At 68.4% G+C, this 25,799-nt stretch carries 26 protein-coding genes; 17 read left to right on the plus strand and 9 right to left on the minus strand.

The window, feature by feature from the left end; translation table 11 throughout:
- Positions 1-91: 91 nt before the first annotated feature.
- Both HPY32_RS24080 and HPY32_RS24085 read left to right on the plus strand, forming a co-directional pair.
- Positions 92-4,045, plus strand: coding sequence for a DNA-directed RNA polymerase subunit beta' (locus HPY32_RS24080; protein WP_067594132.1), 3,954 nt, complete (start codon positions 92-94; stop codon positions 4,043-4,045).
- 237 nt (positions 4,046-4,282) lie between these two features.
- Complete coding sequence (locus HPY32_RS24085; RefSeq protein ID WP_067594129.1) at positions 4,283-5,473, plus strand: Cmx/CmrA family chloramphenicol efflux MFS transporter; 1,191 nt, start codon at positions 4,283-4,285, stop codon at positions 5,471-5,473.
- On the opposite strand, the gene HPY32_RS24090 is transcribed toward HPY32_RS24085, so the two are convergent.
- Complete coding sequence (locus HPY32_RS24090) at positions 5,433-6,089, minus strand: DUF8020 domain-containing protein (RefSeq protein WP_067594126.1); 657 nt, start codon at positions 6,087-6,089, stop codon at positions 5,433-5,435. The two genes, HPY32_RS24085 and HPY32_RS24090, sit on opposite strands and share 41 nt — an antisense overlap.
- A 149-nt stretch (positions 6,090-6,238) precedes the next feature.
- Between HPY32_RS24090 and HPY32_RS24095 the strand changes: the two genes are divergently transcribed.
- On the plus strand, positions 6,239-7,114 hold the full coding sequence (locus HPY32_RS24095) for a helix-turn-helix transcriptional regulator (protein ID WP_067594123.1): 876 nt from the start codon (positions 6,239-6,241) through the stop codon (positions 7,112-7,114).
- Positions 7,115-7,136: 22 nt separating this feature from the next.
- On the opposite strand, the gene HPY32_RS24100 is transcribed toward HPY32_RS24095, so the two are convergent.
- Together HPY32_RS24100 and HPY32_RS24105 are read right to left on the minus strand one after the other, a co-directional pair.
- Entirely contained in the window at positions 7,137-7,448 is a 312-nt protein-coding gene (locus tag HPY32_RS24100; RefSeq protein ID WP_067594120.1) for a GNAT family N-acetyltransferase, read from the minus strand.
- Positions 7,449-7,528: 80 nt separating this feature from the next.
- On the minus strand, positions 7,529-7,990 hold the full coding sequence (locus tag HPY32_RS24105) for a MarR family winged helix-turn-helix transcriptional regulator (RefSeq protein ID WP_067594117.1): 462 nt from the start codon (positions 7,988-7,990) through the stop codon (positions 7,529-7,531).
- A gap of 96 nt (positions 7,991-8,086) precedes the next feature.
- On the opposite strand from HPY32_RS24105, the gene HPY32_RS24110 reads away from it, so the two are divergent.
- From HPY32_RS24110 to HPY32_RS24120, 3 genes are all read left to right on the plus strand, one after another.
- Positions 8,087-8,713 carry a GTP cyclohydrolase II gene (locus tag HPY32_RS24110; RefSeq protein ID WP_067594114.1) on the plus strand — a complete coding sequence of 209 codons (627 nt, stop codon included), beginning with the start codon at positions 8,087-8,089 and terminating at the stop codon, positions 8,711-8,713.
- Between the two features lie 46 nt (positions 8,714-8,759).
- Positions 8,760-9,518, plus strand: a complete 759-nt coding sequence (locus tag HPY32_RS24115; protein WP_197696658.1) for a dioxygenase family protein — start codon at positions 8,760-8,762, stop codon at positions 9,516-9,518.
- A 100-nt stretch (positions 9,519-9,618) separates the two neighbouring features.
- Positions 9,619-10,098, plus strand: coding sequence for an NAD(P)-dependent oxidoreductase (locus HPY32_RS24120; RefSeq protein WP_231951881.1), 480 nt, complete (start codon positions 9,619-9,621; stop codon positions 10,096-10,098).
- Here HPY32_RS24120 and HPY32_RS24125 read toward each other — a convergent pair whose 3' ends face one another.
- The gene (locus tag HPY32_RS24125) at positions 10,099-10,536 is read right to left on the minus strand and encodes a MerR family transcriptional regulator (RefSeq protein WP_067594107.1); all 438 of its coding nucleotides are present in this window, start codon (positions 10,534-10,536) and stop codon (positions 10,099-10,101) included.
- Between the two features lie 103 nt (positions 10,537-10,639).
- Here HPY32_RS24125 and HPY32_RS24130 point away from each other — a divergent pair, with 103 nt between their 5' ends.
- Positions 10,640-10,840, plus strand: a complete 201-nt coding sequence (locus tag HPY32_RS24130; RefSeq protein ID WP_067594104.1) for a hypothetical protein — start codon at positions 10,640-10,642, stop codon at positions 10,838-10,840.
- A 50-nt stretch (positions 10,841-10,890) separates the two neighbouring features.
- Here HPY32_RS24130 and HPY32_RS24135 read toward each other — a convergent pair whose 3' ends face one another.
- Positions 10,891-11,382 (minus strand): SixA phosphatase family protein, encoded by a 492-nt coding sequence (locus tag HPY32_RS24135; protein ID WP_067594101.1) that lies wholly within the window; start codon positions 11,380-11,382, stop codon positions 10,891-10,893.
- A gap of 116 nt (positions 11,383-11,498) precedes the next feature.
- On the opposite strand from HPY32_RS24135, the gene HPY32_RS24140 reads away from it, so the two are divergent.
- The gene (locus HPY32_RS24140; protein ID WP_067594098.1) at positions 11,499-13,166 is read left to right on the plus strand and encodes an FAD-dependent oxidoreductase; all 1,668 of its coding nucleotides are present in this window, start codon (positions 11,499-11,501) and stop codon (positions 13,164-13,166) included.
- 87 nt (positions 13,167-13,253) lie between these two features.
- Here the strand turns inward: HPY32_RS24140 and HPY32_RS24145 are convergent, their stop codons facing one another.
- The 3 genes from HPY32_RS24145 to HPY32_RS24155 form a co-directional block, all read right to left on the minus strand.
- On the minus strand, positions 13,254-14,027 hold the full coding sequence (locus HPY32_RS24145; protein WP_067594095.1) for an acyl-[acyl-carrier-protein] thioesterase: 774 nt from the start codon (positions 14,025-14,027) through the stop codon (positions 13,254-13,256).
- A gap of 161 nt (positions 14,028-14,188) precedes the next feature.
- Positions 14,189-15,445, minus strand: a complete 1,257-nt coding sequence (locus tag HPY32_RS24150) for a transglycosylase SLT domain-containing protein (RefSeq protein ID WP_171983037.1) — start codon at positions 15,443-15,445, stop codon at positions 14,189-14,191.
- A complete protein-coding gene (locus HPY32_RS24155) occupies positions 15,442-15,765 on the minus strand; it encodes a hypothetical protein (protein WP_067594086.1) in 324 nt (107 codons plus the stop codon). The genes HPY32_RS24150 and HPY32_RS24155 overlap by 4 nt, the downstream gene beginning before the upstream one ends.
- 146 nt (positions 15,766-15,911) lie before the next feature.
- On the opposite strand from HPY32_RS24155, the gene HPY32_RS24160 reads away from it, so the two are divergent.
- Complete coding sequence (locus HPY32_RS24160) at positions 15,912-16,886, plus strand: NADPH:quinone oxidoreductase family protein (protein WP_067594083.1); 975 nt, start codon at positions 15,912-15,914, stop codon at positions 16,884-16,886.
- 59 nt (positions 16,887-16,945) lie between these two features.
- Positions 16,946-17,905 (plus strand): phosphotransferase family protein, encoded by a 960-nt coding sequence (locus tag HPY32_RS24165; protein ID WP_082871742.1) that lies wholly within the window; start codon positions 16,946-16,948, stop codon positions 17,903-17,905.
- 170 nt (positions 17,906-18,075) lie between these two features.
- On the opposite strand, the gene HPY32_RS24170 is transcribed toward HPY32_RS24165, so the two are convergent.
- Positions 18,076-18,594, minus strand: a complete 519-nt coding sequence (locus tag HPY32_RS24170; protein WP_067594080.1) for an Lrp/AsnC family transcriptional regulator — start codon at positions 18,592-18,594, stop codon at positions 18,076-18,078.
- A 136-nt stretch (positions 18,595-18,730) separates the two neighbouring features.
- Between HPY32_RS24170 and hppD the strand changes: the two genes are divergently transcribed.
- The 7 genes from hppD (at position 18,731) to tuf (ending at position 25,757) form a co-directional block, all read left to right on the plus strand.
- On the plus strand, positions 18,731-19,933 hold the full coding sequence (hppD, locus tag HPY32_RS24175; RefSeq protein WP_067594077.1) for a 4-hydroxyphenylpyruvate dioxygenase: 1,203 nt from the start codon (positions 18,731-18,733) through the stop codon (positions 19,931-19,933).
- Positions 19,934-19,962: 29 nt separating this feature from the next.
- Entirely contained in the window at positions 19,963-20,496 is a 534-nt protein-coding gene (locus tag HPY32_RS24180) for a DUF3558 domain-containing protein (RefSeq protein WP_067594074.1), read from the plus strand.
- A gap of 8 nt (positions 20,497-20,504) precedes the next feature.
- Positions 20,505-21,035: a DUF3558 domain-containing protein gene (locus HPY32_RS24185; RefSeq protein ID WP_067594071.1), complete on the plus strand. Its 531-nt coding sequence runs from the start codon at positions 20,505-20,507 to the stop codon at positions 21,033-21,035.
- Positions 21,036-21,340: 305 nt separating this feature from the next.
- Complete coding sequence (gene rpsL / locus HPY32_RS24190) at positions 21,341-21,715, plus strand: 30S ribosomal protein S12 (protein WP_014353064.1); 375 nt, start codon at positions 21,341-21,343, stop codon at positions 21,713-21,715.
- Positions 21,715-22,185 carry a 30S ribosomal protein S7 gene (gene rpsG / locus HPY32_RS24195; protein WP_067594068.1) on the plus strand — a complete coding sequence of 157 codons (471 nt, stop codon included), beginning with the start codon at positions 21,715-21,717 and terminating at the stop codon, positions 22,183-22,185. The genes rpsL and rpsG overlap by 1 nt, the downstream gene beginning before the upstream one ends.
- Before the next feature lie 232 nt (positions 22,186-22,417).
- The gene (fusA, locus tag HPY32_RS24200) at positions 22,418-24,469 is read left to right on the plus strand and encodes an elongation factor G (protein WP_216676454.1); all 2,052 of its coding nucleotides are present in this window, start codon (positions 22,418-22,420) and stop codon (positions 24,467-24,469) included.
- 97 nt (positions 24,470-24,566) lie between these two features.
- A complete protein-coding gene (gene tuf, locus HPY32_RS24205) occupies positions 24,567-25,757 on the plus strand; it encodes an elongation factor Tu (RefSeq protein ID WP_067594060.1) in 1,191 nt (396 codons plus the stop codon).
- The last annotated feature ends 42 nt before the right edge of the window (positions 25,758-25,799 follow it).

The raw sequence follows: 25,799 nt of genomic DNA on the forward strand, positions 1-25,799 counted from the left end.
GCGGAAATGCCCTCGGGGGCAACAACTCCCACATCACGGGAACTAGCGACATTTGCTCGATACTCAACCCGAACAGGGGAAAGGAAGTTACGTGCTAGACGTCAACTTCTTCGATGAACTCCGGATCGGCTTGGCCACCGCCGAAGACATCCGCCAGTGGTCCTTCGGCGAGGTGAAGAAGCCGGAGACCATCAACTACCGCACGCTCAAGCCGGAGAAGGACGGCTTGTTCTGCGAGAAGATCTTCGGTCCCACCCGGGACTGGGAGTGCTACTGCGGCAAGTACAAGCGCGTCCGCTTCAAGGGCATCATCTGTGAGCGCTGTGGCGTCGAGGTGACCCGCGCCAAGGTGCGCCGCGAGCGGATGGGCCACATCGAGCTGGCCGCTCCGGTCACCCACATCTGGTACTTCAAGGGCGTGCCCTCGCGCCTGGGCTACCTGCTGGACCTGGCGCCGAAGGATCTCGAGAAGATCATCTACTTCGCCGCCTACGTCATCGTGGCCGTCGACGAAGAGCTGCGCCACAACGAGCTGTCCACGCTCGAGGCGGAGATGGAGGTCGAGAAGAAGGCCGTCGCCGATCAGCGCGACGCCGATCTCGAGGCCCGCGCGCAGAAGCTCGAGGCCGACATGGCCGAGCTGGAGGCCGAGGGTGCCAAGTCCGACGTCCGCCGTAAGGTCAAGGATGGCGGCGAGCGCGAGATGCGTCAGCTGCGCGACCGCGCCCAGCGTGAGCTGGACCGGCTCGACGAGATCTGGACCACCTTCACCAAGTTGTCCACCAAGCAGCTGATCGTGGACGAGGTCCTCTACCGCGAGCTGCAGGACCGCTTCGGCGAGTACTTCACCGGCGCGATGGGCGCCGAGGCGATCCAGAAGCTGATGGAGAGCTTCGATATCGAGGCCGAGGCGGAGAACCTTCGCGAGGTCATCCGGACCGGCAAGGGCCAGAAGAAGCTGCGTGCGCTCAAGCGCCTGAAGGTCGTCGCCGCGTTCCAGGCCAACGGCAACTCGCCGATGGGCATGGTGCTCGACGCCGTTCCGGTGATCCCGCCGGAGCTGCGCCCGATGGTGCAGCTCGACGGTGGCCGCTTCGCGACCTCCGACCTCAACGACCTGTACCGCCGCGTCATCAACCGCAACAACCGCCTCAAGCGACTGATCGATCTGGGCGCGCCCGAGATCATCGTCAACAACGAGAAGCGGATGCTGCAGGAGTCGGTCGACGCCCTGTTCGACAACGGCCGCCGCGGCCGCCCGGTCACCGGACCGGGCAACCGCCCGCTGAAGTCGCTGTCGGATCTGCTCAAGGGCAAGCAGGGTCGTTTCCGTCAGAACCTGCTCGGCAAGCGCGTCGACTACTCGGGCCGTTCGGTCATCGTCGTCGGCCCGCAGCTGAAGCTGCACCAGTGCGGTCTGCCGAAGCTGATGGCGCTGGAGCTGTTCAAGCCGTTCGTCATGAAGCGGCTGGTCGACCTGAACCACGCGCAGAACATCAAGTCCGCCAAGCGGATGGTGGAGCGGCAGCGGCCGCAGGTGTGGGACGTCCTCGAAGAGGTCATCGCCGAGCACCCCGTGCTGCTGAACCGCGCGCCCACCCTGCACCGGCTGGGTATCCAGGCCTTCGAACCACTTCTGGTGGAAGGCAAGGCCATTCAGCTGCACCCGCTGGTCTGTGAGGCGTTCAACGCCGACTTCGACGGTGACCAGATGGCCGTGCACCTGCCGCTGTCGGCGGAGGCGCAGGCCGAGGCCCGCATCCTGATGCTGTCCTCGAACAACATCCTGTCCCCGGCGTCCGGCCGCCCGCTGGCCATGCCCCGTCTGGACATGGTGACCGGCCTGTACTACCTGACCCGCCTGGAAGAGGGCGCGAAGGGCGAGTACCGGGCCGCCACCAAGGACGAGCCGGAGTACGGCGTGTACTCCTCGCCCGCCGAGGCCCAGATGGCCGTGGATCGCGGTGAGCTGACCGTGCGTTCGCTGATCAAGGTGCGCCTGACCGATCAGCGCCCGCCCCGCGACGTCGAGGCCGAGCTGTTCCCCGACGGCTGGACCCGTGGCGACGCGTGGACCACCAAGACCACGCTGGGCCGGGTGCTGTTCAACGATCTGCTCCCGGCGGACTACGCGTTCATCGACGAGCAGATGCCGAAGAAGCGGCAGGCGGCGATCATCAACGATCTCGCCGAGCGCTACCCGATGATCGTGGTCGCGCAGACCGTCGACAAGCTCAAGGACGCCGGTTTCTACTGGGCCACCCGGTCCGGTGTCACCGTCTCCATGTCGGACGTTCTGGTTCCGCCGGAGAAGACCGAGATCATGGAGCGCTACGAGGCGCAGTCGGATCAGATCGAGAAGAAGTACCAGCGTGGTGCGCTCGATCACCAGGAGCGCAACAACGCCCTGGTCAAGATCTGGCAGGAGGCCACCGAAGAGGTCGGTAAGGCGCTGCGCGCGCACTACCCGGCCGACAACCCGATCATCACGATCGTCGATTCGGGCGCCACGGGTAACTTCACCCAGACCCGTACTCTCGCGGGCATGAAGGGTCTGGTGACCAACCCGAAGGGTGAGTTCATCCCGCGGCCGATCAAGTCCTCCTTCCGCGAGGGCCTGACGGTTCTGGAGTACTTCATCAACACCCACGGTGCGCGAAAGGGTCTGGCCGACACCGCGCTTCGCACCGCCGACTCGGGTTACCTGACCCGTCGTCTGGTGGACGTGTCGCAGGACGTCATCGTGCGCGAGACCGACTGTGGCACCGAGCGCGGCATCATGGTCGCGATCGCGGAGAAGCAGGCCGACGGCACGCTCATCCGGGACGCGCACGTGGAGACCAGCACCTACGCCCGCACGCTGGCCACCGACGCGGTCGACGCCAAGGGCAACGTCATCGTGGAGAAGGGTCACGACCTCGGCGACCCGGCCATCGACGCGCTGCTGGAGGCCGGTATCACCGACGTCAAGGTGCGTTCGGTGCTGACCTGCACCACCGGTACCGGTGTCTGCGCGGTCTGCTACGGCCGTTCGATGGCGACCGGCAAGCTGGTCGACATCGGCGAGGCCGTCGGTATCGTCGCCGCCCAGTCCATCGGTGAGCCCGGTACCCAGCTGACCATGCGTACCTTCCACCAGGGTGGTGTCGCCGGTGACGACATCACGGGTGGTCTGCCCCGCGTGCAGGAGCTGTTCGAGGCGCGCGTGCCCAAGGGCAAGGCGCCGATCGCGGAGGTCTCCGGCCGGGTGCGGCTGGAAGACGACGACCGCTTCTACAAGATCACCATCATTCCGGACGACGGTTCGGACGAGGTGCTCTACGACAAGCTGTCGAAGCGTCAGCGGCTGCGGGTGTACAAGCACGACGACGGCACCGAGCGTCTGCTCTCCGACGGCGACCACGTCGAGGTCGGCCAGCAGCTGCTGGAGGGCTCGGCGGATCCGCACGAGGTGCTGCGCGTGATGGGCCCGCGTCAGGTGCAGGTCCACCTGGTCCACGAGGTCCAGGAGGTGTACCGGTCGCAGGGTGTGTCCATCCACGACAAGCACATCGAGGTCATCGTCCGGCAGATGCTGCGCCGCGTCACGATCATCGACTCGGGCGCGACTGAGTTCCTGCCCGGTTCGCTGGTCGAGCGCGCCGAGTTCGAGGCCTCGAACCGTCGCGTGGTGGCCGAGGGCGGCGAGCCCGCCTCGGGTCGCCCGGTGCTGATGGGTATCACCAAGGCGTCGCTCGCGACGGATTCGTGGCTGTCGGCGGCCTCCTTCCAGGAGACCACCCGCGTGCTCACCGACGCCGCGATCAACTGCCGCTCCGACAAGCTGATCGGCCTGAAGGAGAACGTGATCATCGGCAAGCTGATCCCGGCCGGTACCGGTATCAATCGCTACCGCAACATCCAGGTGCAGCCGACCGAGGAGGCCCGCGCGGCCGCCTACGCCGTGCCGTCCTACGACGACACCTACTACACCCCGGACGGCTTCGGCCAGACCACGGGTGCCGCGGTGCCGCTGGACGACTACGGCTTCAGCGACTACCGGTAATCGGTAGGTAGGCAACGACATTCGGCCCCCGCTCCGATCCGGAGCGGGGGCCGATGTTATGGTGTCGATCATGTTCTCCCCCGAGGCTTCCAGACTTCGGCCGTCTGGTGCGGTGTAACCAGGCGGCGTGAGCCTTTCGGCGTCAACGCTCGGTTCTCCGTGCCGCTCGTGCCCGTTCGGGCCGTCCTGCGATCGCAGCTCGTGTGATCGCTTCGTGCACAAAGCCTTTGGAGAACCATGCCCTTGGTGGTATTCGTCCTGGCTGCCGCGGTGTTCGCGCAGGGGACGTCGGAGTTCATGTTTTCGGGACTGTTGGGGCCGATCGCCGTCGGCACCGGGGTGTCCATCGGGACGGCGGGGCTGCTGACCTCGCTGTTCGCGGTCGGGATGATCGTCGGCGCGCCGGGGATGGCGATGTCGGCGGGGCGGTGGCCCGCGCGCCGGTCGCTGGCCGGATTCCTGCTGATATTCCTGCTCGCGCACGTAATCGGCGCGACCACAACGATATTCGGTGTGCTGCTGGTGACCCGGGCGGTGGCCGCCGTGGCGAACGCCGGATTTCTGGCGGTGACCCTGGCGGTGCTGCCCGCGCTGGCCGGGCCGGATCGGATCGGCCGGGCCACCTCGACGGTGCTGTCCGGCGTGACGCTGGCCTGCGTGGTGGGCGTCCCCGCCGGGGCGATGCTCGGGCAGCGCTGGGGTTGGCAGTCGGCACTGTGGGGTGTCGCGCTCGTCGCGCTGCCCGCGCTGCTCGCCACGGTGTGGCTGGTCCCGGGATCGCTGCGGCCGGGGGCGAAAGACGATGTCGCACAACCGGACAGCGCCGCGATCCGGCGGGAGTGGCGGGTCGTGCTCGACCCGCTCGTCCGCGTTCCGCTGCTGATCGGGGCGCTGGTCAATGCCGCCACCTTCGCCGCGTTCACCTACCTCGGCGTCCTGATCACCGAGGTGAGCGGGGGTGCGCCGCGGTGGATTCCGATCGCACTGGCGCTGTTCGGCATCGGATCGTTCGTCGGTGTGACCGCGGCGGGCCGATACGCCGACCGTCAGGCCCGCCGCATCGTCTCGATCGGCACGGTGGTGCTCGTCATCATCTGGGGCGCGACATCGTCGGTCGCCGCGGTGCTTGCGGCCCTGCTGGTGCTGACGCCGATCGCCGGAGCCACCGCATTCGGGGTCGGTTCCACGGTGATCGGCCTCATCGTCCGGGCCGCCACTCCCGCCGCACCCCGGTTGGGTGGCGCGCTGGCGACGACGGCGCTCAATATCGGCGCGGCCCTGGGCCCGGCCATCGCCGGAATTGCCATCGGGCACACCGGAACCGCCACCGCGGCCGTCTGGACCAGCACGGTCCTGTCCGTCGTCGCCGTGGTGGCGGCCGTTCGTTTCAGCGCGGCAGCGCGTCCAGACCGGGCACTACGGCGCTAGCGGCATCCAGGGCCACGTCCAGGGCGGGCTGGCCCCCGCTGGCGTACAGCCCGGCCGCGCCGCCGATGAGGCCGCCGAGGACCGTGGTGATCGGGACGGTGATGAAGTCGAGGATGAAAAGCCCGGCGGGGAAGCCGACGACGAAGCCGACGGCGGCTCCGAGGGCCGCGCCGGTGGCGACCGCGGGCAGGTTCTGCTGCACGACGTCGAACAGGCGCTGCTGTGCCTCGACGTCGCGCAGCGGGGCCGGCTCCTGCGCGGCCGGGGTCAGGGTGAGCCGCCGCCCGGCCTGGTCGATGACCGGTTCGAGGTCGACCCGCTTGCCCGCGATGTCGTAGCGCAGCGGCAGGCTCGCCACCAGTCGCCCCGAATCATCGGTTACCGCAACCGTTTCCGCGTCCCAGGTGGCCAGGAAGCGCCCGGCCCGCAGGGTGCTCACCGCCGCGTGCCGATCCTGCGACAGCGCCACCCGGTAGCCCACGCCGTGGTCCGACCCCGCCACCTCGAGGGCGGGCCGGGGCTCGGCGGGGGCCGGGTCGGCCGCGGCCACGCCGGTGGCGACGGCGGTCGTGGTCAGGCAGAGTAGCGCCGCCGCAATGCTTCTGGTGATCCTCATCCGAACTTCTCTCGCTTTCGATCCCGGCCAACGTACCGTTCTCGGCGCGAGATCAGAAGGCTTGCGCGGCGGCGCAATTGAGAAGCGGGCGCGATCGGGGGACCGGCGATCCCTGGCTGCTGGCCCGGGAAGGGAGGACACTCGAGGTCATGGATCGCGACGAGCTTGCCGATTTCCTGCGCCGCCGCCGGGAGCAGTTGCAGCCCGCCGATGTGGGTGTGCTGCCGGGCCTGCGCCGCCGCACCCCCGGCCTGCGGCGCGACGAGGTGGCCCTGCTCGCGGGCATGTCGACCGACTACTACACCCGGCTCGAGCAGTCGCGCGGCCCGCGGCCCTCGGTGCAGGTGCTCGGCGCGCTGGCCCGCGCGCTGCGCCTCACCGACGACGAGCGCGACCACGTGTTCCACCTGTGCGGGCATCCCGCGCCGCTGCGCACCGGCGGCGACCGGCACGTCGGGCCCGGCCTGCTGTATCTGCTCGGCAAGCTCGAGGACACGCCCGCCTGCGTGGTCTCCGATCTGGGCGAGGTCCTGGTGCAGAACCGGATGCACATCGTCCTGGTGGGCGAGCGCACCGGGCGCACCGGGCTGGGCCGCTACCTGCTGTGGCGCTGGTTCGCCGAACCGACCGAGCGCGGCGGATTTCCCGAGGAGGACTGGGATCGGCTGGCGCGCAAGCACGTCGCCGATCTGCGCGCCACCGCCGCCCGCCGCGCCGGCGACCCGGACGTCACCGAGCTGGTGACCCGGCTGCGGGCCGTCAGCCCCGACTTCGAGCGATTGTGGACCGAGCACGAGGTGGCGGTGCGGGTCGCCGACGCCAAACGCATGATCCACCCGCAGGTCGGGATGCTGGACCTGGTGTGCGAAACCCTGGTCACCCCGAACGCCACGCAGAACCTACTGGTCTACTACCCGCGCCCGGGCACCGACGCGCAGGAGAAGCTGGACCTGTTGCGCGTCATCGGAACTCAGTCGATGGGCTCCGAAACCGGCTCGCGCGCAACGCTGTCCGACCGAGGCTGAGCCCGGGGGCGCGCCTCGGGGCTCAGCGCCGAATGCCCTTGCCCACCACGTGCTCATCGTATTCGGGATGCTTGTCCAGCCAGGACTTGATGAACGAGCAGCGGGCCACCACGGCACGTTCGCGCGCGATCACGTCCTCGATCGCGTCGCGCGCCAGGGCGCCGCCCAGGCCCTTGCCGCCGAACCTGCCGTCGATCTCGGTGTGGATGAATGTCGTGTCGTTGTCGTGCTCCCGGTATTCGGCGAATCCGGCCAGCGTGTCGCCGTACCACACCTCGTAGCGATGTTGCGTGTCGTTGCGGACGACACTGGTCGTCACCGCTTGATCGGTCATTTGTTCAGTTCTCCCTCCGCGCACGGACCGGATGCCTGCGTCGCGATCGCGCAAGAGCATACTCACGGTCGAGGATCTGTTCAGGGCTCCGGGGTCAACCGGCGGCCCACCTCGCCCAGGCCGTCGGCGAGGGCGGTGAGCTGGCCGGGGGTCAGCACGTCGACGAACAGCTCCCGCACCGCGGCCACGTGGCCCGGCGCGGCCTGTTCGAGCTTGCGCCGCCCGGCGTCGGTGAGCACGGCGTAGACCGCGCGCATGTCGGTCGGGCACGACCGGCGCCGGACCAGGCCCGTCTGTTCCAGCCGGTCGATCTGATAGGTGAGCTTGCTCTTGGAATTGAGCAGGGCGTGGGCCAGTTCGCTCATGCGTAATTCGTGATCGGGGGCGTCGGCCAGCCGGACCAGGATCTCGTATTGCAGGTGGGAGAGCCCGGAATCGCGCTCGAGCTGCTGATCCAGGCGCCGGTGCAGCAGACCGGCGGCGGTCAGGAAGGCGAGCCATGCGCGCCGCTCCTGCTCGTTCAGCCAACGCGGACCACCCATGATCAGAGGTTACCGCCTAGGGTTCCAGTCGGAATAACTTCTCGACGCTCTCCGTTCAAATTTGAACGATACGTCCCTTCGGACCTCGGAGCAGACATGAACTCCACTCCCGGCGTCGGCGCCACCGTGCGCACCCGCGTGCGCATCCCGCTCACCTTCGGCGACGGCTATTCGACCGCCGCGGAGGCGGTCACCTTCGACGGGCTCGGCGACGGCAGGGAACATCTCGCCCTGATTCTCGGCGAATTCCGGCCGCAGGGCACCCCGCTGGTGCGGCTGCACTCGGAGTGCCTGACCGGCGACGTATTCGGTTCCGCGCGTTGCGATTGCGGCCCGCAGCTGCGCGAGTCCGCGCAGCGCATCGCCGAGGCCGGCGGGGTGCTGCTGTACCTGCGGCAGGAGGGGCGCGATATCGGCCTGTACAACAAGCTGGACGCCTACGCGCTGCAGGACGGGGGCCTGGACACCTACCAGGCCAATGCCGCCCTGGGGCTGCCCGAGGACGGCCGCGACTACACCGCGGCGGCCCAGATGCTGTCCGCCCTCGGCATCGCCGCCGTGGATCTGTTGACCAACAACCCGGACAAGCCGCGGCAACTGCGCGAATTGGGGATCGCCGTGCGCACCACGGTCCCGACGGGTGTGCACGCCACCGCGACCAATATGCGCTACCTGCGCGCCAAGGTCGAGCGCACCGGCCACACCATCCGCCTGATCGGCTGAGCGCCGCTACGAAGGAAACACCATGTCCGACAGCGATATTCGCCGCATGCCCGCGGTGTACCTGAGCCATGGCGCGCCGCCGCTGGCCGACGATCCGCACTGGCCCCGGCAACTCGCCGCGTGGTCGGCCGAATTGCCCACGCCCACCGCGATTCTCGTGGTGTCCGCGCACTGGGAGGACGCGCCGGTCCCCCTGGGCGCCACCGAGACGGTGCCGCTGGTCTACGACTTCGGGGGCTTCCCGGAGCGCTACTACCGGGTGCGCTACCCCGCCCCGGGCGCGCCCGACCTCGCCGCGAAGGTGCGTGCGCTGCTGGGGAATTCGGTCCACGACGCCCCCGACCGCGGCCTCGATCACGGCGCGTACGTGCCGCTGGTGGAGATGTATCCGCGGGCCGACGTCCCGGTCCTCCAGCTGTCCATGCCGACGCTGGACCCGGCCGCCCTCTACGAGCTCGGCCGCGGGCTCGCGCCCCTGCGCGACGAGGGCGTACTGATCATCGGCAGCGGCTTCTTCACCCACAATCTGCGCGAGATGATCCCCGGCGCGGCCGACGCCGAGGCCCCCACCTGGTCGCGAGAGTTCGACGACTGGGGCCGAGAGACCCTGGCCGCAGGCGATGTCGACGCGCTGCTGAACTTCCGCCACACCGCCCCCGCCGCCGCCCACGCCCATCCCCGCATCGAACATTTCGCCCCCCTGTTCGTCACCCTCGGCGCAGGCGAGGCCGACCTGACCGAGCCCCGCACGGCAATCGACGGCTTCTGGCACGGACTGGCCAAACGATCGATCCAACTGGGCTGATTCCGGCCAAAAGCATGCCGGAATCACGAACGGAGTGTGCCGGAGGCGAACGGCGGGCCGGGCGTCAGTTGGCGAGTTCACTCGCGGACTCGTGCTCGGGGTGCCCTACGGGAAGGAGCCGATCGCCACGTATTCGGACGGGGTGGCGGTGATCGTCGCGGCGATGCGGCGACACGGGGTGCGGCGGCTGGTCGCGGTCAGCTCCAGCGCGCTGGATCCGCGTCCGTACCCGGACGCCGGATTCCTGTTCAACCGGGTGCTGCGGCCGTATGTGGTCAAGGTGCTCGGCCGCACCACCTACGACGACATGCGGCGGATGGAGCGGGCGATCGTCGCGAGCGAGGTGGACTGGACGATCGTGCGCCCGGGCGGGCTGTACGACCTGCCGGAGGCCACCGATTACACCCTCGTCGAGGGGCGGGCCGAGGGGCGGTTCACGGCGCGGGCCGATCTCGCCGCGAGCCTGCTGCGGCTGCTCGACGACGACCGGTTCGTGCACCGGACGGTCGGGGTGATGACTACGGTCGCGAATCCGACCGTGCTGCAACTGATTCGGCGCGAGGCGTTCGCGAAGCGGTGATCAGACGGCCGCGTCGCACGAGAGCCGGTCCATCGCGGCCGCTCTCGTTTCGTAGATCGCGATCTTGTGGTCCAGGGCGGCCAGGGTCTGCTGTAGTTCGTCGATGCGGGCCAGGACGTCGGCGCGGGTGTTGCGGAACATGCCGAGTCGCTCGCGGACCGTGGACTCGCCCTGGCGCACCAGTTCCGCGTAGTGGAGCATGTCCGCGACCGTCATGCCGGTGGTCCGCAGCTTCCCGATCAGGTCCAGCCAGTTCAGGTCGCGATCGCTGAAGCGGCGCTTGCCCGCGTGGTCGCGGCCCACGTAGTTCATCAGCCCGATGCGCTCGTACCAGCGCAGGGTGTCCCGGCTGAGCCCCGACCGATCGGCCACCTCGCCGATCGAATACCGCGGCCGGTTGTACTCGATATCCGTCACATCCTGCGCGATCGCACCCATTCGGCATCCCTCTCTCGGTCCCCTCCCCGACGCTACCCACCTGGAGTGCGCTCCAAGCAAGTTCCGGCGGCCCGATGTCCGAATTCGGCCTACTCTGGGACCCATGGCTAAAGAGATCGATCGCATCCGGGCGCGTTCCGCACTGGAGACGGTCAAGGAAAGCCCGCTCATCGCGGCCGTGGCGCTCGCGCCCGCGGTCGTCGTCCTCGGTGTGGTCTGGTGGCTCACCAACTGGTTCGTGGCGCTGCTGGTGCTGATCGCGCTCGGCGCGGTCGTCGTGGTCCGCGGCAGGTTCGTGCGCTGATCCCGGTCCTTCGGCCCGGGACCGGTCCGGGGTGGGGACCGAGTGGTCCCTCACCTGGGGACGTGGAACCCCACCAACTCTCCGGTTCCGGGATCGGCGGCGGCCCACGGCCGATCGAACTCCAGGATCGCCAGCGCCGAGGTGGGGAACTTGCGGCTCAGTTCCACCGCGGGTTCGCAGTCGCGGTTGGCCGCGAGTTCCCATGCCGTCCACGGCATGCCCGGCGCGTGCCCGATCAGCAGCAGCGTGTCCACGTCGTCGTCGGTGAGCTGGATCAGCTCGATCAGGGCGCGCGGTGACGCGTCGTAGATCGACGCCTCGTACTCCACCGGCGCGGTGAGGCCGGTCGCGGCCAAGGTCTCCCGCGTGCGGACCGCGGTCGAGCAGCGCACCGTGTCGATCGGGGGTTGATTGGCGCGCAGCCAGGCGCCGGCCAGGCCCGCCTCGCGGCGCCCGCGCGGGGCCAGCGGCCGCTCGTGGTCGGCCACGCCGGGTGGATAGGCGGACTTGCCGTGCCGCATCAGGATCAGGGTGCGCACCATGGCAACCACCGTAGGCCCTGGGGGAGACGCATCTCACTCTCGAGGCACACTGAAGGTACCTTCGCTCCGAACCCCGGGGCGGTGTCAGCCCATGATGTTTCGAGGATCTGCGAGATATGGCCTATGTGATCACGCAGCGTTGTTGCAACGACGCCAGCTGCGTACCCGAGTGCCCGGTCGATTGCATTCGTCCCACCCCGGAGCAACCCGAGTTCGCGACGACCGAACAGCTCTACATCGACCCCGACACCTGCATCGACTGCGGTGCGTGCGTGGATGCCTGCCCGGTGGAGGCCATCTTCTCCGAGGACGATCTGACCGCCTCGCTGGCCCGATTCCGCGACATCAATGCCGCCTACTACGAGCGGCACCCGCTGGAGTCGAATTTCGAACCGCTGGTGACGCCCGCCCGGCCGCCGAAGGAGCTGGGCACGCTGCGGGTCGCCGTCGTGGGGGCGGGCCCGGCCGCCTGCTACGCGGCCGAGGAGCTGCTGCGGCGCTCCGATGTCGAGGTGGAGATGTTCGACCGGCTGCCGACGCCGTGGGGGCTGGTGCGCGCCGGTGTCGCGCCCGACCATCCGGGGACCAAGGGGGTCTCGGGCATGTTCGACAGCGCGTTCCGCCGCGACACCCTGCAGTACCACCTGAATGTCGAGGTGGGTAAGCACATTTCGCACGAGGAGCTGCTGGCGCACCACCACGCGGTGATCTACGCGGTCGGCGCCTCCACCGATCGGCGGCTGGGCGTGCCCGGCGAGGACCTGCCCGGCAGCCACTCCGCGACCGAGTTCGTGGCCTGGTACAACGGCCATCCCGACTACGCCGACCGCACCTTCGACCTGTCCGGTGAGCGGGTGGTCATCGTCGGCAACGGCAATGTGGCCCTGGACGTGGCGCGGGTGCTGACCCTCGATCACGACGAGCTGGCCAAGACCGATATCGCCGATCACGCCCTGGACGCGCTGCGGCAGAGCGCCGTTCGCGAGGTCGTGGTGCTGGGGCGGCGCGGTCCGCTACAGGCGGCCTACACCTCCTCGGAGTTCCTGGCCCTGGGCTATCTGAAGGGTGTGGACGTCGTCATCGATCCCGCCGATCTGGAGCTGGATCCGGAAAGCCGGGCGCTGCTGGACGATCCGGAGATCGAGCCCTCGCTGCGGCTGAAATACCAGCTGGCGCAGGAGTATGCGGCCAAGCCGCACGATCCCGCCCACCGGCGCATCGTCTTCCGCTACCTGGCCTCGCCGACCGCGATCACCGGCGGCGACCGGGTCGAGGGGGTCGAGTACGCGCGCAACGAACTGGTCTCGGAGAACGGCGTTCTGGTGGCCCGCGCCACCGGCGACACCGAGACGCTGCCCGCCGCGCTGGTGCTGCGGTCGGTCGGCTATCGCGGGCGGCCGGTCCCGGACCTGCCGTTCGACGAGCGCGCGGGCATCGTCCCCAACGAGCACGGCCGGGTCTTCGCCGACGGCGCGCCGGTGCCCGGCGTCTACGTGTCGGGCTGGATCAAGCGCGGCCCCCGCGGCGTCATCGGCTCCAACCGCGCCGACGCGCAGGAAACGGTGGAGCGCCTGCTCGACGACTTCACCGCCGGGAAACTCGCTGTGCCCCAGGGCGATCGCCAGGCACTGAAGGACCTGCTCACCCGCCGCCAGCCCGACCGGGTCGACCGCGACGGCTGGAAGGCCATCGACGCCGCCGAACGCACCGCCGGGCGTTCCAGCGGTCGGCCGCGGGTCAAGTTCACTACTGTCGAGGATTTGCTGAAGGCCGCCCGCGGCTGACGGTCCGGCCTCGAGGCCGACGGCCCGGCGTGCGATCCCGTCGTTCCGCCGTGCGGTCCCGTCATTCCGGCGTGCTTTCGGCCGGAATCACGTGGGTAACGGACCGATTCGGACCGTCGTGGTGATGGCGCCGCCCACCACGAACCACAGCCGCAACCCGGGATGCCCGGTGCGGTCGCCCGGCTCGTAGCGGCTGCGCACGCTGATGTGTTGCCGGGCCAGCACCGGCGCGACGTACTCCACGACCGCGCGGTGCGGGCCCGCCACCAGCTTCGGGAAGTCCACCAGGAACTGCTCCACCGCCTGCCAGTAGACGGCGTTGTTGACATGGTTGTACTGGTCGATGTCGGTGGCGCGCACCGGGAACGGCAGGTCGGTATCGGACTCCGGCGGGATGGCGTCGGTCAGCCACGGCCGCCAGCGCAGCCGCTGTTCGGTCGCGGTGCGGGCCAAGTGCGCGAGCCCCTCGTCGCTGATCCGGGTCGGCCGGTTGGTCGACTCGTCGATATTGATCCAGAAGCCCTCGGTCTCGATGAGACCGCCCTTCTCGCTCGTGATCCGCACCCGCATGTTCGTCCACCGCGTCGACATCGCCGAACACCAGCGCCGCAGCTGGACCCGGTCCGGCCACAGGATCGGCCGGATCACGTCGATGACCGTGCGGCGGACGATCCAACTCGGGTCGGTGCGATGGAAGAACCCGGCCTGCAGCTCCTCCTCCGCGATGTCCTGCAGGTATCGCGCCACGGCATCGAACCGCAGCCGGCTGTACGGATCCACATCCCCACCCCGGACGGGCCACGCAGATGCGAAGCCCAAGCCCTCCTGGGGAAGCGGGGCGAGTGGCTCATCGAGTGACACTGGTGCTCCTCGCGCTGCACGGTGTGCCGCGTTCTCGTGCGGTGCTGTTGTGACATGACTTTACGGGGCGCACGTCACACTGTTACGCCCAGACGTATCTACTCACACGTAGCGAACATCCAGTTTGCTCGACGGCTACCCCGTCCCGCTGTGCGGCCTGCTCAGTACCCCACGTAACTTCCGCCGTGCCGGACGGCGATCACGCCCGGAACATTGTCCAGCGAGCCGTATCTGGCGATCGCGTACCGGCTGGCCGCCACGATATTGTCGACCGGGTTGAAGATGCTGCGATGCCCGTCGGCCGCGTAGGCGTTGAAGGTGCCATCGATGGTCTGCATCAGTCCCTTCGAGGGGTGCCCTGCGGCGGCATTGCTGTCGGTGGTGTTGACGATGAGCGGATCGCCGCCCGATTCGTGCTGGATGATCAGGGCTATCGCGTTCTCGTCGATCGCGTCCGGCGGATAGCCCATCTGGATCAGGACCTGCTTCGCCTGGGCGATCCACTGCGCGACATCGCCGGAGGGCATGGCGGTGGGGATGGAATCGTCGATCGAGCCGGACCCGGTGTAGGACGTCGTGGCGTATCCGCCGCCGCCGTGATAACTCCCGCCACCGGCGTGGAACGAACCGCCGTGGGCCGAATGGCCGCCGCCGGAGGCGATGCCGCTCAGGGCGGGAGCGGGGGCGACCGAGATCGGGGCTCCCGCAAGCGGAATGCCGGAGGCGGGTGGCGGGGCGGCGGCCGGTGGGGCGGCGGCGGAGGGGACGGTCGCGGCGGGCGGAGCCGGGGGCGCCGTGCCCGCGCCGGTGACGGGGTCGCCGAGGCCGGTGTAGGCGTTGTCGATCTCGGTCTTGGCCTGGTTCACCGCCGTGATCGCCTGTTCGGCAACGCTTTCCGCCTGTTTCAGGGCATTGGTGATGTCCACCTCGCGCTGCGAGGCGTCCAGCAGGATATCGCCGATCAGGCCCCAGAACTGGGCATCGGACAGATTGCCGCGGTGTTCCCGGAGGAAGGCCATGCGCTTGGTGGCGTCGACGTGGCCGTTCGGGCCGACCTCGAAACCCGGCAGATCGCTGGGCGCGCCGTTGGGGGCGGGCGGGTGTTCGGCGTTGTCGCGCAACCGAAGCAGGTTCTGCTTGGTGTTGTTCAGATTGGTCACCTGCTGGCCCAGCGCGGTCTGCAGGTGCAGCAGCGCCTGGCTGACCGCCGAGGCGCGGGTCTGCTCGGTGTGCATGCGGGCGTCGGCGGCCTGCGCGGCGGCGCCGCTCCAGGTGTGGGCGGTGCCCAGGTCGCGGGTGCCGTTCACCGCGCCGAGGACCGCCTGGTCCAGGCTTCCGGACAGCTTGCCGACCGCGGTGCCGGCGGTGGTCAGCTCGTCCGGTTTCCATTGCTCGACATCGGGAATGGTGAGGGTCATGAGTGCAGGCCGATCCGGCTCAGGGCGTCACCGAACTGCTGGTCGGTGAGTTCGAATGCCTTGCCCGACTTTTCGATGCCGTCCGCGACGGCGGTGAAGCGGTCGCCGATGCGGTGCAGCGCCTTGTCGACGGAATCCTTTGCCTGACCGCAGGTCTGGTCCCAGGCGGTGCCGGGCAGCGCGCCGGTCGCGGTGGCGAGACCGGAGTCCAGGCCGCCGACCGCGCCCGCCTCGGAGCGCAGCGTGCCCGCGAAGGACACCAGCGCCCCCGGATCGACGCGCACGGCGGAGGGTGCGGCGGAGTCGTTCGGGCCGGCCATGCAATCCCCCTTTGCTCTGTTCAGCGCGCTCAGCGTAACAAAATCCGCTGCCCCGGACAGGGAGAGTGCGCGGTATACCCCCGTCGACGGCCGGATGCGAATACCGATTAACTTGGTCGCAGCATCCGCGGACAGAGAGGTCGATCATGCGCGCAGCCCAGGTGAGCAGGCTCGAGGGACCCGAGGCCATCGAGATCGTCGACATCCCGGAACCGGCAGCGTATCCGGACGGTGTCGTCATCGACGTACACGCCGCCGGGGTGGCGTTTCCCGATGTGCTGATGACCCGCGGCCTTTATCAGATGAAGCCGGAACTGCCGTTCGTCGTCGGCGGCGAGATCGCCGGAATCGTGCGTACGGCGCCGGACGGCGCGCACGTGCGCGCGGGCGACCGGGTGGTGGGATTGACGCTGCTGGGCAATGCCCTGGCCGAGGTCGCGGTGGTCCCGGCGCAGATGGTGTTCCGGTTGCCGGACAACGTCTCGCTCCAGGCGGGCGCGGGAATCCTGTTCAACGACTTGACCGTCCACTTCTGCCTGCGCAACCGCGGTCGGCTGGCGCCCGGCGAGACGGTGCTGGTGCACGGCGCGGCGGGCGGGATCGGCACGTCCACGCTGCGGATGGCGGCGGCGCTCGGCGCGGGCCGGGTGATCGCGGTGGTCAGCACCGCGGAGAAGGAGCGCGTGGCCCGCGACAACGGCGCCACCGACGTGGTGCGCACCGACGGCTGGCTCGCCGCGGTCAAGGAGCTCACCGGCGGGCGCGGCGTCGACATCGTCCTGGACCCGGTCGGCGGCGACCGCTTCACCGACAGCATTCGCTCGCTGGCGCCTGCCGGACGGTTGCTGGTGGTCGGCTTCACCGCGGGCGAGATCCCGACCGTGAAGGTGAATCGCCTGCTGCTCAACAATGTCGAGGTCGTCGGCGCGGCCTGGGGCGAGTGGGTCATGACCAATCCCGGGTACCTGCAGCGGCAGTGGGCCGAGGTGGAGCCGCTGCTGGCGAGCGGGGCGATCGAGGCCCCGCGGCCGGTGGTGTACCCGCTCGATCGCGCCGCCGAAGCCGTTGCCTCGCTGGACAATCGCACCGCCACCGGCAAGGTCGTGGTGACCCTGCGCTGAGCGAACGACCGGCGAATAACGGATCGTGTCGGGCAGGGCCGCGACTTAAGCTGCGACGCATGCTGACTCCGCCCCCCGACCTGCCGGACGACCTGCTCACCGCCACGCTGGCGCGGCACTGGGCGATCGAGGCGGTCGGCCTGGAGTACCTGCCGGTGGGTTTCGGCAGCCACCACTGGGCGGTCACCGGCGTCGGCGATCGGCGCTGGTTCGTCACGGTGGACGAGGTCGTCCCGGCGGCGTTCGAGCGGCTGCTGGCCGCGCTCGGCACGGCCGCGGCCCTGCGCGCCGACGGCCTGGATTTCGTCGTGGCGCCGCTGCCCGCGGCCGAGGGCGCGGTGGCGGTGCGGGTGGCCGAGCGGTTCGCCGTCGCGTGCTATCCGCACGTGGCCGGACGGCATTTCGACTTCGGCGAGTTCCGCGAGGAGGAGCATCGCCGCGCGGTCCTGGACATGCTCGTCGCGGTGCACCGGGCCGCGCCCCCGGCGGTCGTGCGGCCCGACGACTACACCATCGCGCATCGCGAGGAGGTCGAGTCGCTGCTGTCCGGCGCCCCGATCCCCGCCACCGGGCCCTACGCCGAACCGATGCGAGACCTGCTGCGCGACACCGCGACCGCGCTGCGCCGGGGCCTGGCCCGCTACGACGCGCTCGTCGCCGCGGCGCGCGCGCACGCGGACCGCGCCGTCGTCACCCACGGCGAACCGCACGCGGGCAACACCATTCACGCCCCGGACGGCTGGCGGCTCATCGACTGGGACACCGCGCTACTCGCCCCGCCCGAACGCGACCTGTGGGACCTGGACCCCGGCGACGGCTCGGTGCTCGCCGCCTACACGGCCGCCACCGGTGTGGCACTCGAACCCGCGCTGCTCGATTTGTACCGCCTGCGTTGGGATCTCACCGACACGGCCGAGTACGTGCACCGCTTCCGGTGGCCGCACACCGGCTCGGCGGACGACGTCAAGTCCTGGAAGAACCTGCGGGAGCTGATCTCTCAGCTCGCCGACCTGCCCTGACCCGACCTTGATTCCGGCGTGCTTTTGGCCGGAATCCTCGGTGAGGTCCCGGCCAAAAGCACGCCGGGACCAAGGTGATGCGAGGCAGGCCGGGACCAAGGTGGTGCGAGGCAGGCCGGGACCAAGGTGGTGCGAGGCACGCCGGGACCAAGGTGGTGCGAGCCCGAGACCTACTGCGCGTGCCTGTAGGCCGGGGCCTTGCTCGTTCCGGCGGGGGTGAGGGTGCGCAGCAGCGGTAAGGCACGCCGATCGACCACCGTCGACAGCACGATCACGCTGTGCGAGCGGACCACCGCGTGGCTGCGGTCGATGCTCAGCAGCACCGATTGCAGGCCCGCGTGCGAGTCCGCGCCGATGCGGCACAGCACGTCGCCGGAGCCGGTGGTGGCATACGCCTCCAGCACTCCCGGAATGCCCTCGAGGTCGGTGGCGACGGCCTCGAGCGCGCCCTGGGCGATCTCGAGTGTCACGAACGCCTGCACGTCGAAACCGGCCGCGGTGACGTCGATCTGGGGATCGTAGGATGCGATGACCCCCGATTCCTCCATCCGTGCGATCCGTGACTGTACGGTGGCACGTGCGACTCGGGTGCGGCGCGACAGCTCGAGGATGCCCGCCTTCTGGTATTCGTGCATGGCGGTCAGGATCGCCAGATCCAGTTCGTCCAGCTTCGCGGCGGTACGTCCCATCGGTCCTCTTCCTACGCCCTACTGTTCTATTCAAATTGTCCAGCACATGGGCCGGTTTGGTGACGTAATTCACCAGGGTGTCTACCGAATTTCGGCGATATTGCTCAGTGCAGCGCTACGGCTATTACCTAGGGGCATGACTACCGAGCACCTTCCCAGGGATACCCGGTCCGCGGTGCCGAGTGACGACGAACTCCGTCGTCTCGTCGGACTGGTCGACCATGACCCGGAGAAAGATCCGTTCCCGGTCCTCGGCTGGGACGCGCTGGTCTGGGTCGTGGGCAACGCCACCCAGTTCGCGCACTACCTCGAATCCGCGTTCGGCATGCGGCTGGAGGCGTACGCCGGGCCGGAGACCGGAAACCGCGACCACAAGTCCTACGTGCTGCGCAGCGGCAGCGCGCGATTCGTGGTCAAGGGCGCGGTCGATCCCGAGAGCGCGTTCGTCGACCACCACGACCGGCACGGCGACGGCGTTCTCGACATCTCGCTGGAGGTGCCCGACGTCGACAAGTGCGTCAAGTGGGCGCGACTGCACGGCGCCACCGTCCTGGTCGAACCGCACGACGACGCCGACGAATTCGGCACCGTCCGCTCCGCCACCCTGGCCGCCTACGGCGACACCCGGCACACCCTGGTGGACCGCTCCCGCTACGACGGGCCGTATCTGCCCGGCTATATCGCTCGCAAGTCGGCGTTCGTCCCGCGCGAGGGCGCGCCCAAGCGGCTGTTCCAGGCCATCGACCACGTGGTCGGCAATGTCGAACTCGGCCAGATGGACACCTGGGTCCAGTTCTACAACCGCGTCATGGGTTTCCAGAACATGGCCGAATTCGTCGGCGACGACATCGCCACCGACTACTCGGCGCTGATGAGCAAGGTGGTGGCCAACGGCAACCACCGCGTGAAGTTCCCGCTCAACGAACCGGCCGTGGCGCGCAAGAAGTCCCAGATCGACGAGTACCTGGAGTTCTACCGCGGCCCGGGCGTACAGCACATCGCGCTGGCCACCGGCGACATCCTCACCACCGTCGACGCGCTGCGCCGCGAGGGCGTCGAATTCCTCGACACCCCCGACGCCTACTACGAGGATCCGGAGCTGCGCGCCCGCATCGGCAAGGTCCGGGTTCCGGTGGAGGAGTTGAAGTCCCGCGGCATCCTGGTCGACCGCGACGAGGACGGCTACCTGCTGCAGATCTTCTGCAAGCCGCTGACCGACCGCCCCACGGTGTTCTTCGAGCTCATCGAGCGGCACGGTTCGCTGGGCTTCGGCAAGGGCAACTTCAAGGCCCTGTTCCAGGCCATCGAGCGCGAGCAGGACGCCCGCGGCAATCTCTGAATTCGGCTCGGCTCGGTAGAGTCACCTGCATGCGGATCACGGCGGCGATCGGTACTGCGACGGCACTCGCCGCGCTGCTGGCGGGCTGCGGGTCGGACGGTAAATCGAATACGGATACACCCGCGGTGCGGCCACCTGCCAAGGTGGCCGCACTCGGTCCGTTCGTGGGGGAGTGCGGCCATGTGACCGACGACGAGGTGCGCGACATCGGCGGGCTCGGCCAGGTCTCGGTCTCGTTCAAGAACTCGGTCGGCTGCAACTGGCAGGGGCCCGGATTGGCCGCGGCGACCGTCACTTTCGCGTCCTACCGGGGCAGCCCGATCGATCGCGAGCGGGCCTGGGTCAGCGCGCAGGGCCGCAATCCGGAGAACATCGATGTGGGCGGGCACAAGGGTTTTCAGGACGCCACCGCCGACGGCACCATCTGCGATCTGGCCGTGCAGCTGGGCGACGACTTCTTCGAATGGTCCACGGCCGCCGGCGCGATCGGCCCCGCGCCCGGCGGCAATCCGTGCGACAAGAACCGCAAGCTGGCCGAGCTGACCGTGCAGCGACTGAAATGAGGGCCGGGATGAGGACACGACTGGCCACGGCCGCGCTCGCCGCGCTCGCCCTCGCCGCGACGCTCTCCGGCTGCGGCCGCACCATCCCCGGCAATCCCCAGCCCGCGGGCAGCGGCGGCGTCAACACCAACTTCGACAAGCTGCTGCGCGAGTGCGAGGTGGTCAAGCAGGACGAGATCGCCAAGGCGACCGGCGCGCAGGGCATCTTCTCCTCGTTCAACGGCGCGGTGTGCATGTGGAGCCTGTCCGGCGCGCCGACCGACGGCATGGCCACGCTGAACTGGTACGAGATGGGCTCGCTCACCAACGAGAAGCAGAACAACGACCGCCTCGGCTACGTCACCACCGAGGTGAGCATCCAGAGCCGCCGCGCGCTACAGGTGCGCAGACCCAACGATCCGGACTCCTGCGGCGTGATGGCGCCCGCGGCCGACACCGGAATCATCGGCTGGTGGCTCAACTATCTACCCGGCGGTCACCCCGACCCGTGCGAGGGAGCGAAGAAGCTGGCAGAGTTGACCCTGAACCTGGCCCGATAAACCCCACAGCGTCCGCCCCGGCCAACGCGTCCTCGCGACTACCACGGGGGGCCCACTTTTGCCCCTCGCCGCGCCGACGGGTATCGTGGATCGCTGTGCCCGGAAGCGTGCGGGCAGCTTGTGTGCAGGACGTAAGCCAGCGAGAGCGGCCGACCGTTTCAGTGTGCTCTGAAAAAGGGGTATACGCTGCGCGCGACACGCCCGACCTCGGGACGCGAGGAACGCGGTCCGGCGAGCGGGTGAAAGCTCGATGACAAAGACATGAAGTTCCAGACACCCTGGTTACCAACGAGGAAAGCCGGTCTATGCCAACCATCAACCAGCTGGTCCGCAAGGGTCGCCGCGACAAGGTCGCGAAGACGAAGACCGCGGCCCTGAAGGGGAGCCCGCAGCGTCGTGGCGTGTGCACCCGCGTGTACACCACGACCCCGAAGAAGCCGAACTCCGCGCTGCGTAAGGTCGCGCGTGTTCGCCTGACCAGCGCGGTCGAGGTCACGGCCTACATCCCCGGTGAGGGCCACAACCTGCAGGAGCACTCGATGGTGCTCGTGCGCGGCGGTCGTGTGAAGGACCTCCCGGGTGTGCGCTACAAGATCATCCGCGGCTCGCTCGACACCCAGGGTGTGAAGAACCGCAAGCAGGCCCGCAGCCGCTACGGCGCCAAGAAGGAGAAGAGCTAATGCCGCGTAAGGGTCCCGCTCCCAAGCGCCCCCTGATCAACGACCCGGTCTACGGCTCGCCTCTGGTGACGCAGCTGGTCAACAAGATTCTGCTGGACGGCAAGAAGTCCACCGCCGAGCGCATCGTGTACGGCGCCCTCGAGCAGGCTCGCGAGAAGACGGGCACCGACCCGGTCGTGACCCTCAAGCGCGCGCTGGACAACGTCAAGCCGTCGCTCGAGGTCAAGCCGCGTCGTGTCGGTGGCGCCACCTACCAGGTTCCGGTCGAGGTTCGCCCGGGTCGCGCCAACACGCTGGCCCTGCGTTGGCTCGTCAACTTCTCCCGGCAGCGTCGCGAGAAGACGATGGTCGAGCGCCTGGCCAACGAGCTCATGGATGCCAGCAACGGCCTGGGCGCGTCGGTGAAGCGTCGCGAGGACACCCACAAGATGGCCGAGTCCAACCGGGCGTTCGCGCACTACCGCTGGTGACTCGGCTCCCGGATCGCCGGTGACGGCGCCGGGAGGCGAGTCACAGTCGGGCGCGGCACTATAGCGCCGCGCCCGACGTTGAACAAGTGATGGGCCTCGGGCCCCCACCCAGGGGCCAGGGCCGTTCCCGTAGATCCAACAAGCCTGAGCGTCTACACAAGACAGAGCGGGGAAGATTTCAGTGGCACAGGACGTGCTCACCGACCTCAACAAGGTCCGCAACATCGGCATCATGGCGCACATCGATGCCGGTAAGACCACGACAACCGAACGTATCCTCTTCTACACCGGTATCACCTACAAGATCGGTGAGGTTCACGACGGCGCGGCCACGATGGACTGGATGGCCCAGGAGCAGGAGCGCGGCATCACGATCACGTCCGCCGCGACGACCTGCTTCTGGAAAGACAACCAGATCAACATCATCGACACGCCCGGCCACGTCGACTTCACGGTCGAGGTGGAGCGGTCGCTGCGCGTGCTCGACGGCGCGGTCGCGGTCTTCGACGGCAAAGAGGGCGTTGAGCCGCAGTCCGAGCAGGTCTGGCGGCAGGCCGACAAGTACGACGTCCCGCGCATCTGCTTCGTCAACAAGATGGACAAGCTGGGTGCGGACTTCTACTTCACCGTGCAGACCATCAAGGACCGTCTGGGTGCCAAGCCGCTGGTCATTCAGCTGCCGATCGGCGCCGAGAACGACTTCGAGGGCATCGTCGACCTGGTCGAGATGAACGCCAAGGTCTGGAAGGGCGAGACCAAGCTCGGCGAGTCCTACGAGACCGTCGAGATCCCCGCCGATCTGGCCGAGCGCGCCGAGCAGTACCGCCAGGAGCTGCTCGAGGCCGTCGCCGAGTCGGACGAGGAGCTGCTCGAGAAGTTCCTCGGCGGCGAGGAGCTCTCGATCGAGGAGATCAAGGGCGCCATCCGCAAGCTGACCGTCAACTCCGAGCTCTACCCCGTGCTCTGTGGTTCGGCGTTCAAGAACAAGGGCGTGCAGCCCATGCTCGACGCCGTGATCGACTACCTGCCGAACCCGCTGGACGACGGCGGCACCGATGGTCACGTCCCGAACAAGGAAGACGAGATCATCCATCGCGATGCCGACGTCACCGCGCCGTTCGCGGCGCTGGCGTTCAAGGTCGCGACCCACCCGTTCTTCGGCAAGCTGACCTACATCCGCGTGTACTCGGGCAAGGTCGACTCCGGCGCCCAGGTCATCAACTCGACCAAGGGCAAGAAGGAGCGCCTGGGCAAGCTGTTCCAGATGCACTCCAACAAGGAGAACCCGGTCACCGAGGCCCAGGCCGGCCACATCTACGCGGTCATCGGTCTGAAGGACACCACCACCGGCGACACCCTGTGCGATCCGCAGAGCCAGATCGTGCTGGAGTCCATGACCTTCCCGGATCCGGTCATCGAGGTGGCCATCGAGCCGAAGACCAAGGCCGACCAGGAGAAGCTGGGCACCGCCATCCAGAAGTTCGCGGAGGAGGACCCCACCTTCAACGTGAAGCTGGATCAGGAGACCGGCCAGACCGTCATCGGCGGCATGGGCGAGCTCCAGCTCGACATCTACGTCGACCGCATGAAGCGTGAGTTCAAGGTCGAGGCCAACATCGGTAAGCCGCAGGTGGCCTACCGCGAGACCATCACCAAGAAGGTCGAGAAGCTCGAGTACACGCACAAGAAGCAGACCGGTGGTTCGGGTCAGTTCGCGCGCGTGATCATCGCCGTCGAGCCGTTCACCGGCGAGGACGGCGCGACCTACGAGTTCGAGAACAAGGTCACCGGTGGCCGCGTGCCGAAGGAGTACATTCCGTCGGTGGACGCCGGTATCCAGGACGCCATGCAGTACGGTGTCCTCGCCGGTTACCCGCTGGTCAACGTGAAGGCCGCACTGCTCGACGGCGCCTACCACGAGGTCGACTCCTCGGAAATGGCGTTCAAGATCGCGGGTGCGCAGGCCCTCAAGGAAGCGGCCCGCAAGGCCGGTCCGGTGATCCTCGAGCCGCTGATGGCTGTCGAGGTCACCACGCCCGAGGATTACATGGGCGACGTGATCGGCGACCTGAACTCCCGCCGTGGTCAGATCCAGGCCATGGAGGAACGCAGTGGTGCCCGTGTCGTCAAGGCGCTGGTTCCGCTCTCGGAGATGTTCGGTTACATCGGTGACCTGCGGTCGAAGACCCAGGGCCGGGCGAACTTCTCCATGGTGTTCGATTCGTACGCGGAGGTTCCGGCCAACGTGTCGAAGGAGATCATCGCCAAGGCGACCGGCGAGTAAGCCGAGCGTCAGCACGACCCGATCCCCGCGTATGCGGGGGCGATCCCAAAACCGCACTGCTGCTTAGCAAGCACCAACAAGTCCAGGAGGACATCAAGTGGCGAAGGCGAAGTTCGAGCGGACGAAGCCCCACGTCAACATCGGCACCATCGGTCACGTCGACCACGGCAAGACCACGCTGACGGCGGCTATCACCAAGGTTCTGGCCGACAAGTACCCGGATCTGAATGCGGCGTTCGCGTTCGATCAGATCGACAAGGCGCCGGAGGAGAAGGCTCGTGGTATCACGATCAACATCTCCCACGTCGAGTACCAGACGGAGAAGCGGCACTACGCCCACGTCGACGCGCCGGGCCACGCCGACTACATCAAGAACATGATCACCGGTGCGGCCCAGATGGACGGCGCCATCCTCGTGGTCGCCGCCACCGACGGCCCGATGCCGCAGACCCGTGAGCACGTGCTGCTCGCCCGTCAGGTCGGCGTGCCCTACATCCTGGTCGCGCTGAACAAGTCGGACATGGTCGACGACGAGGAGATCCTCGAGCTCGTCGAGATGGAGGTCCGCGAGCTGCTGGCCGCCCAGGAGTTCGACGAGGAGGCTCCGGTCGTCCGCGTCTCCGGCCTGAAGGCCCTGGAGGGCGACCAGAAGTGGGTCGACTCGGTGCTCGAGCTGATGAACGCGGTCGACGAGTCGATCCCGGACCCGGTCCGTGAGACCGAGAAGCCGTTCCTGATGCCGATCGAGGACGTCTTCACGATCACCGGTCGTGGCACCGTCGTCACCGGTCGCGTCGAGCGTGGCGTGATCAACGTGAACGAGGAAGTCGAGATCGTCGGCATCCGCGAGAAGACCCAGAAGACCACCATCACCGGCATCGAGATGTTCCGCAAGCTGCTGGATCAGGGCCAGGCCGGTGACAACGTCGGTCTGCTGGTTCGCGGTCTGAAGCGCGACGATGTCGAGCGTGGTCAGGTCGTCATCAAGCCGGGCACCACGACCCCGCACACCGAGTTCGAGGGCCAGGCGTACATCCTGTCGAAGGACGAGGGCGGCCGTCACACCCCGTTCTTCAACAACTACCGCCCGCAGTTCTACTTCCGCACCACCGACGTGACCGGCGTCGTGACCCTCCCCGAGGGCACCGAGATGGTCATGCCGGGCGACAACACCGAGATGAGCGTCAAGCTGATCCAGCCGGTCGCCATGGAAGAGGGCCTGCGCTTCGCGATCCGTGAGGGTGGCCGCACCGTCGGCGCCGGTCGGGTCACGAAGATCGTGAAGTGATCTTGCGTAGCAAGTGACCAGAAAGGGCCGCTCCCCTTGGGG

Source organism: Nocardia terpenica, from assembly GCF_013186535.1.
Classification (GTDB): Bacteria; Actinomycetota; Actinomycetes; order Mycobacteriales; family Mycobacteriaceae; genus Nocardia; species Nocardia terpenica.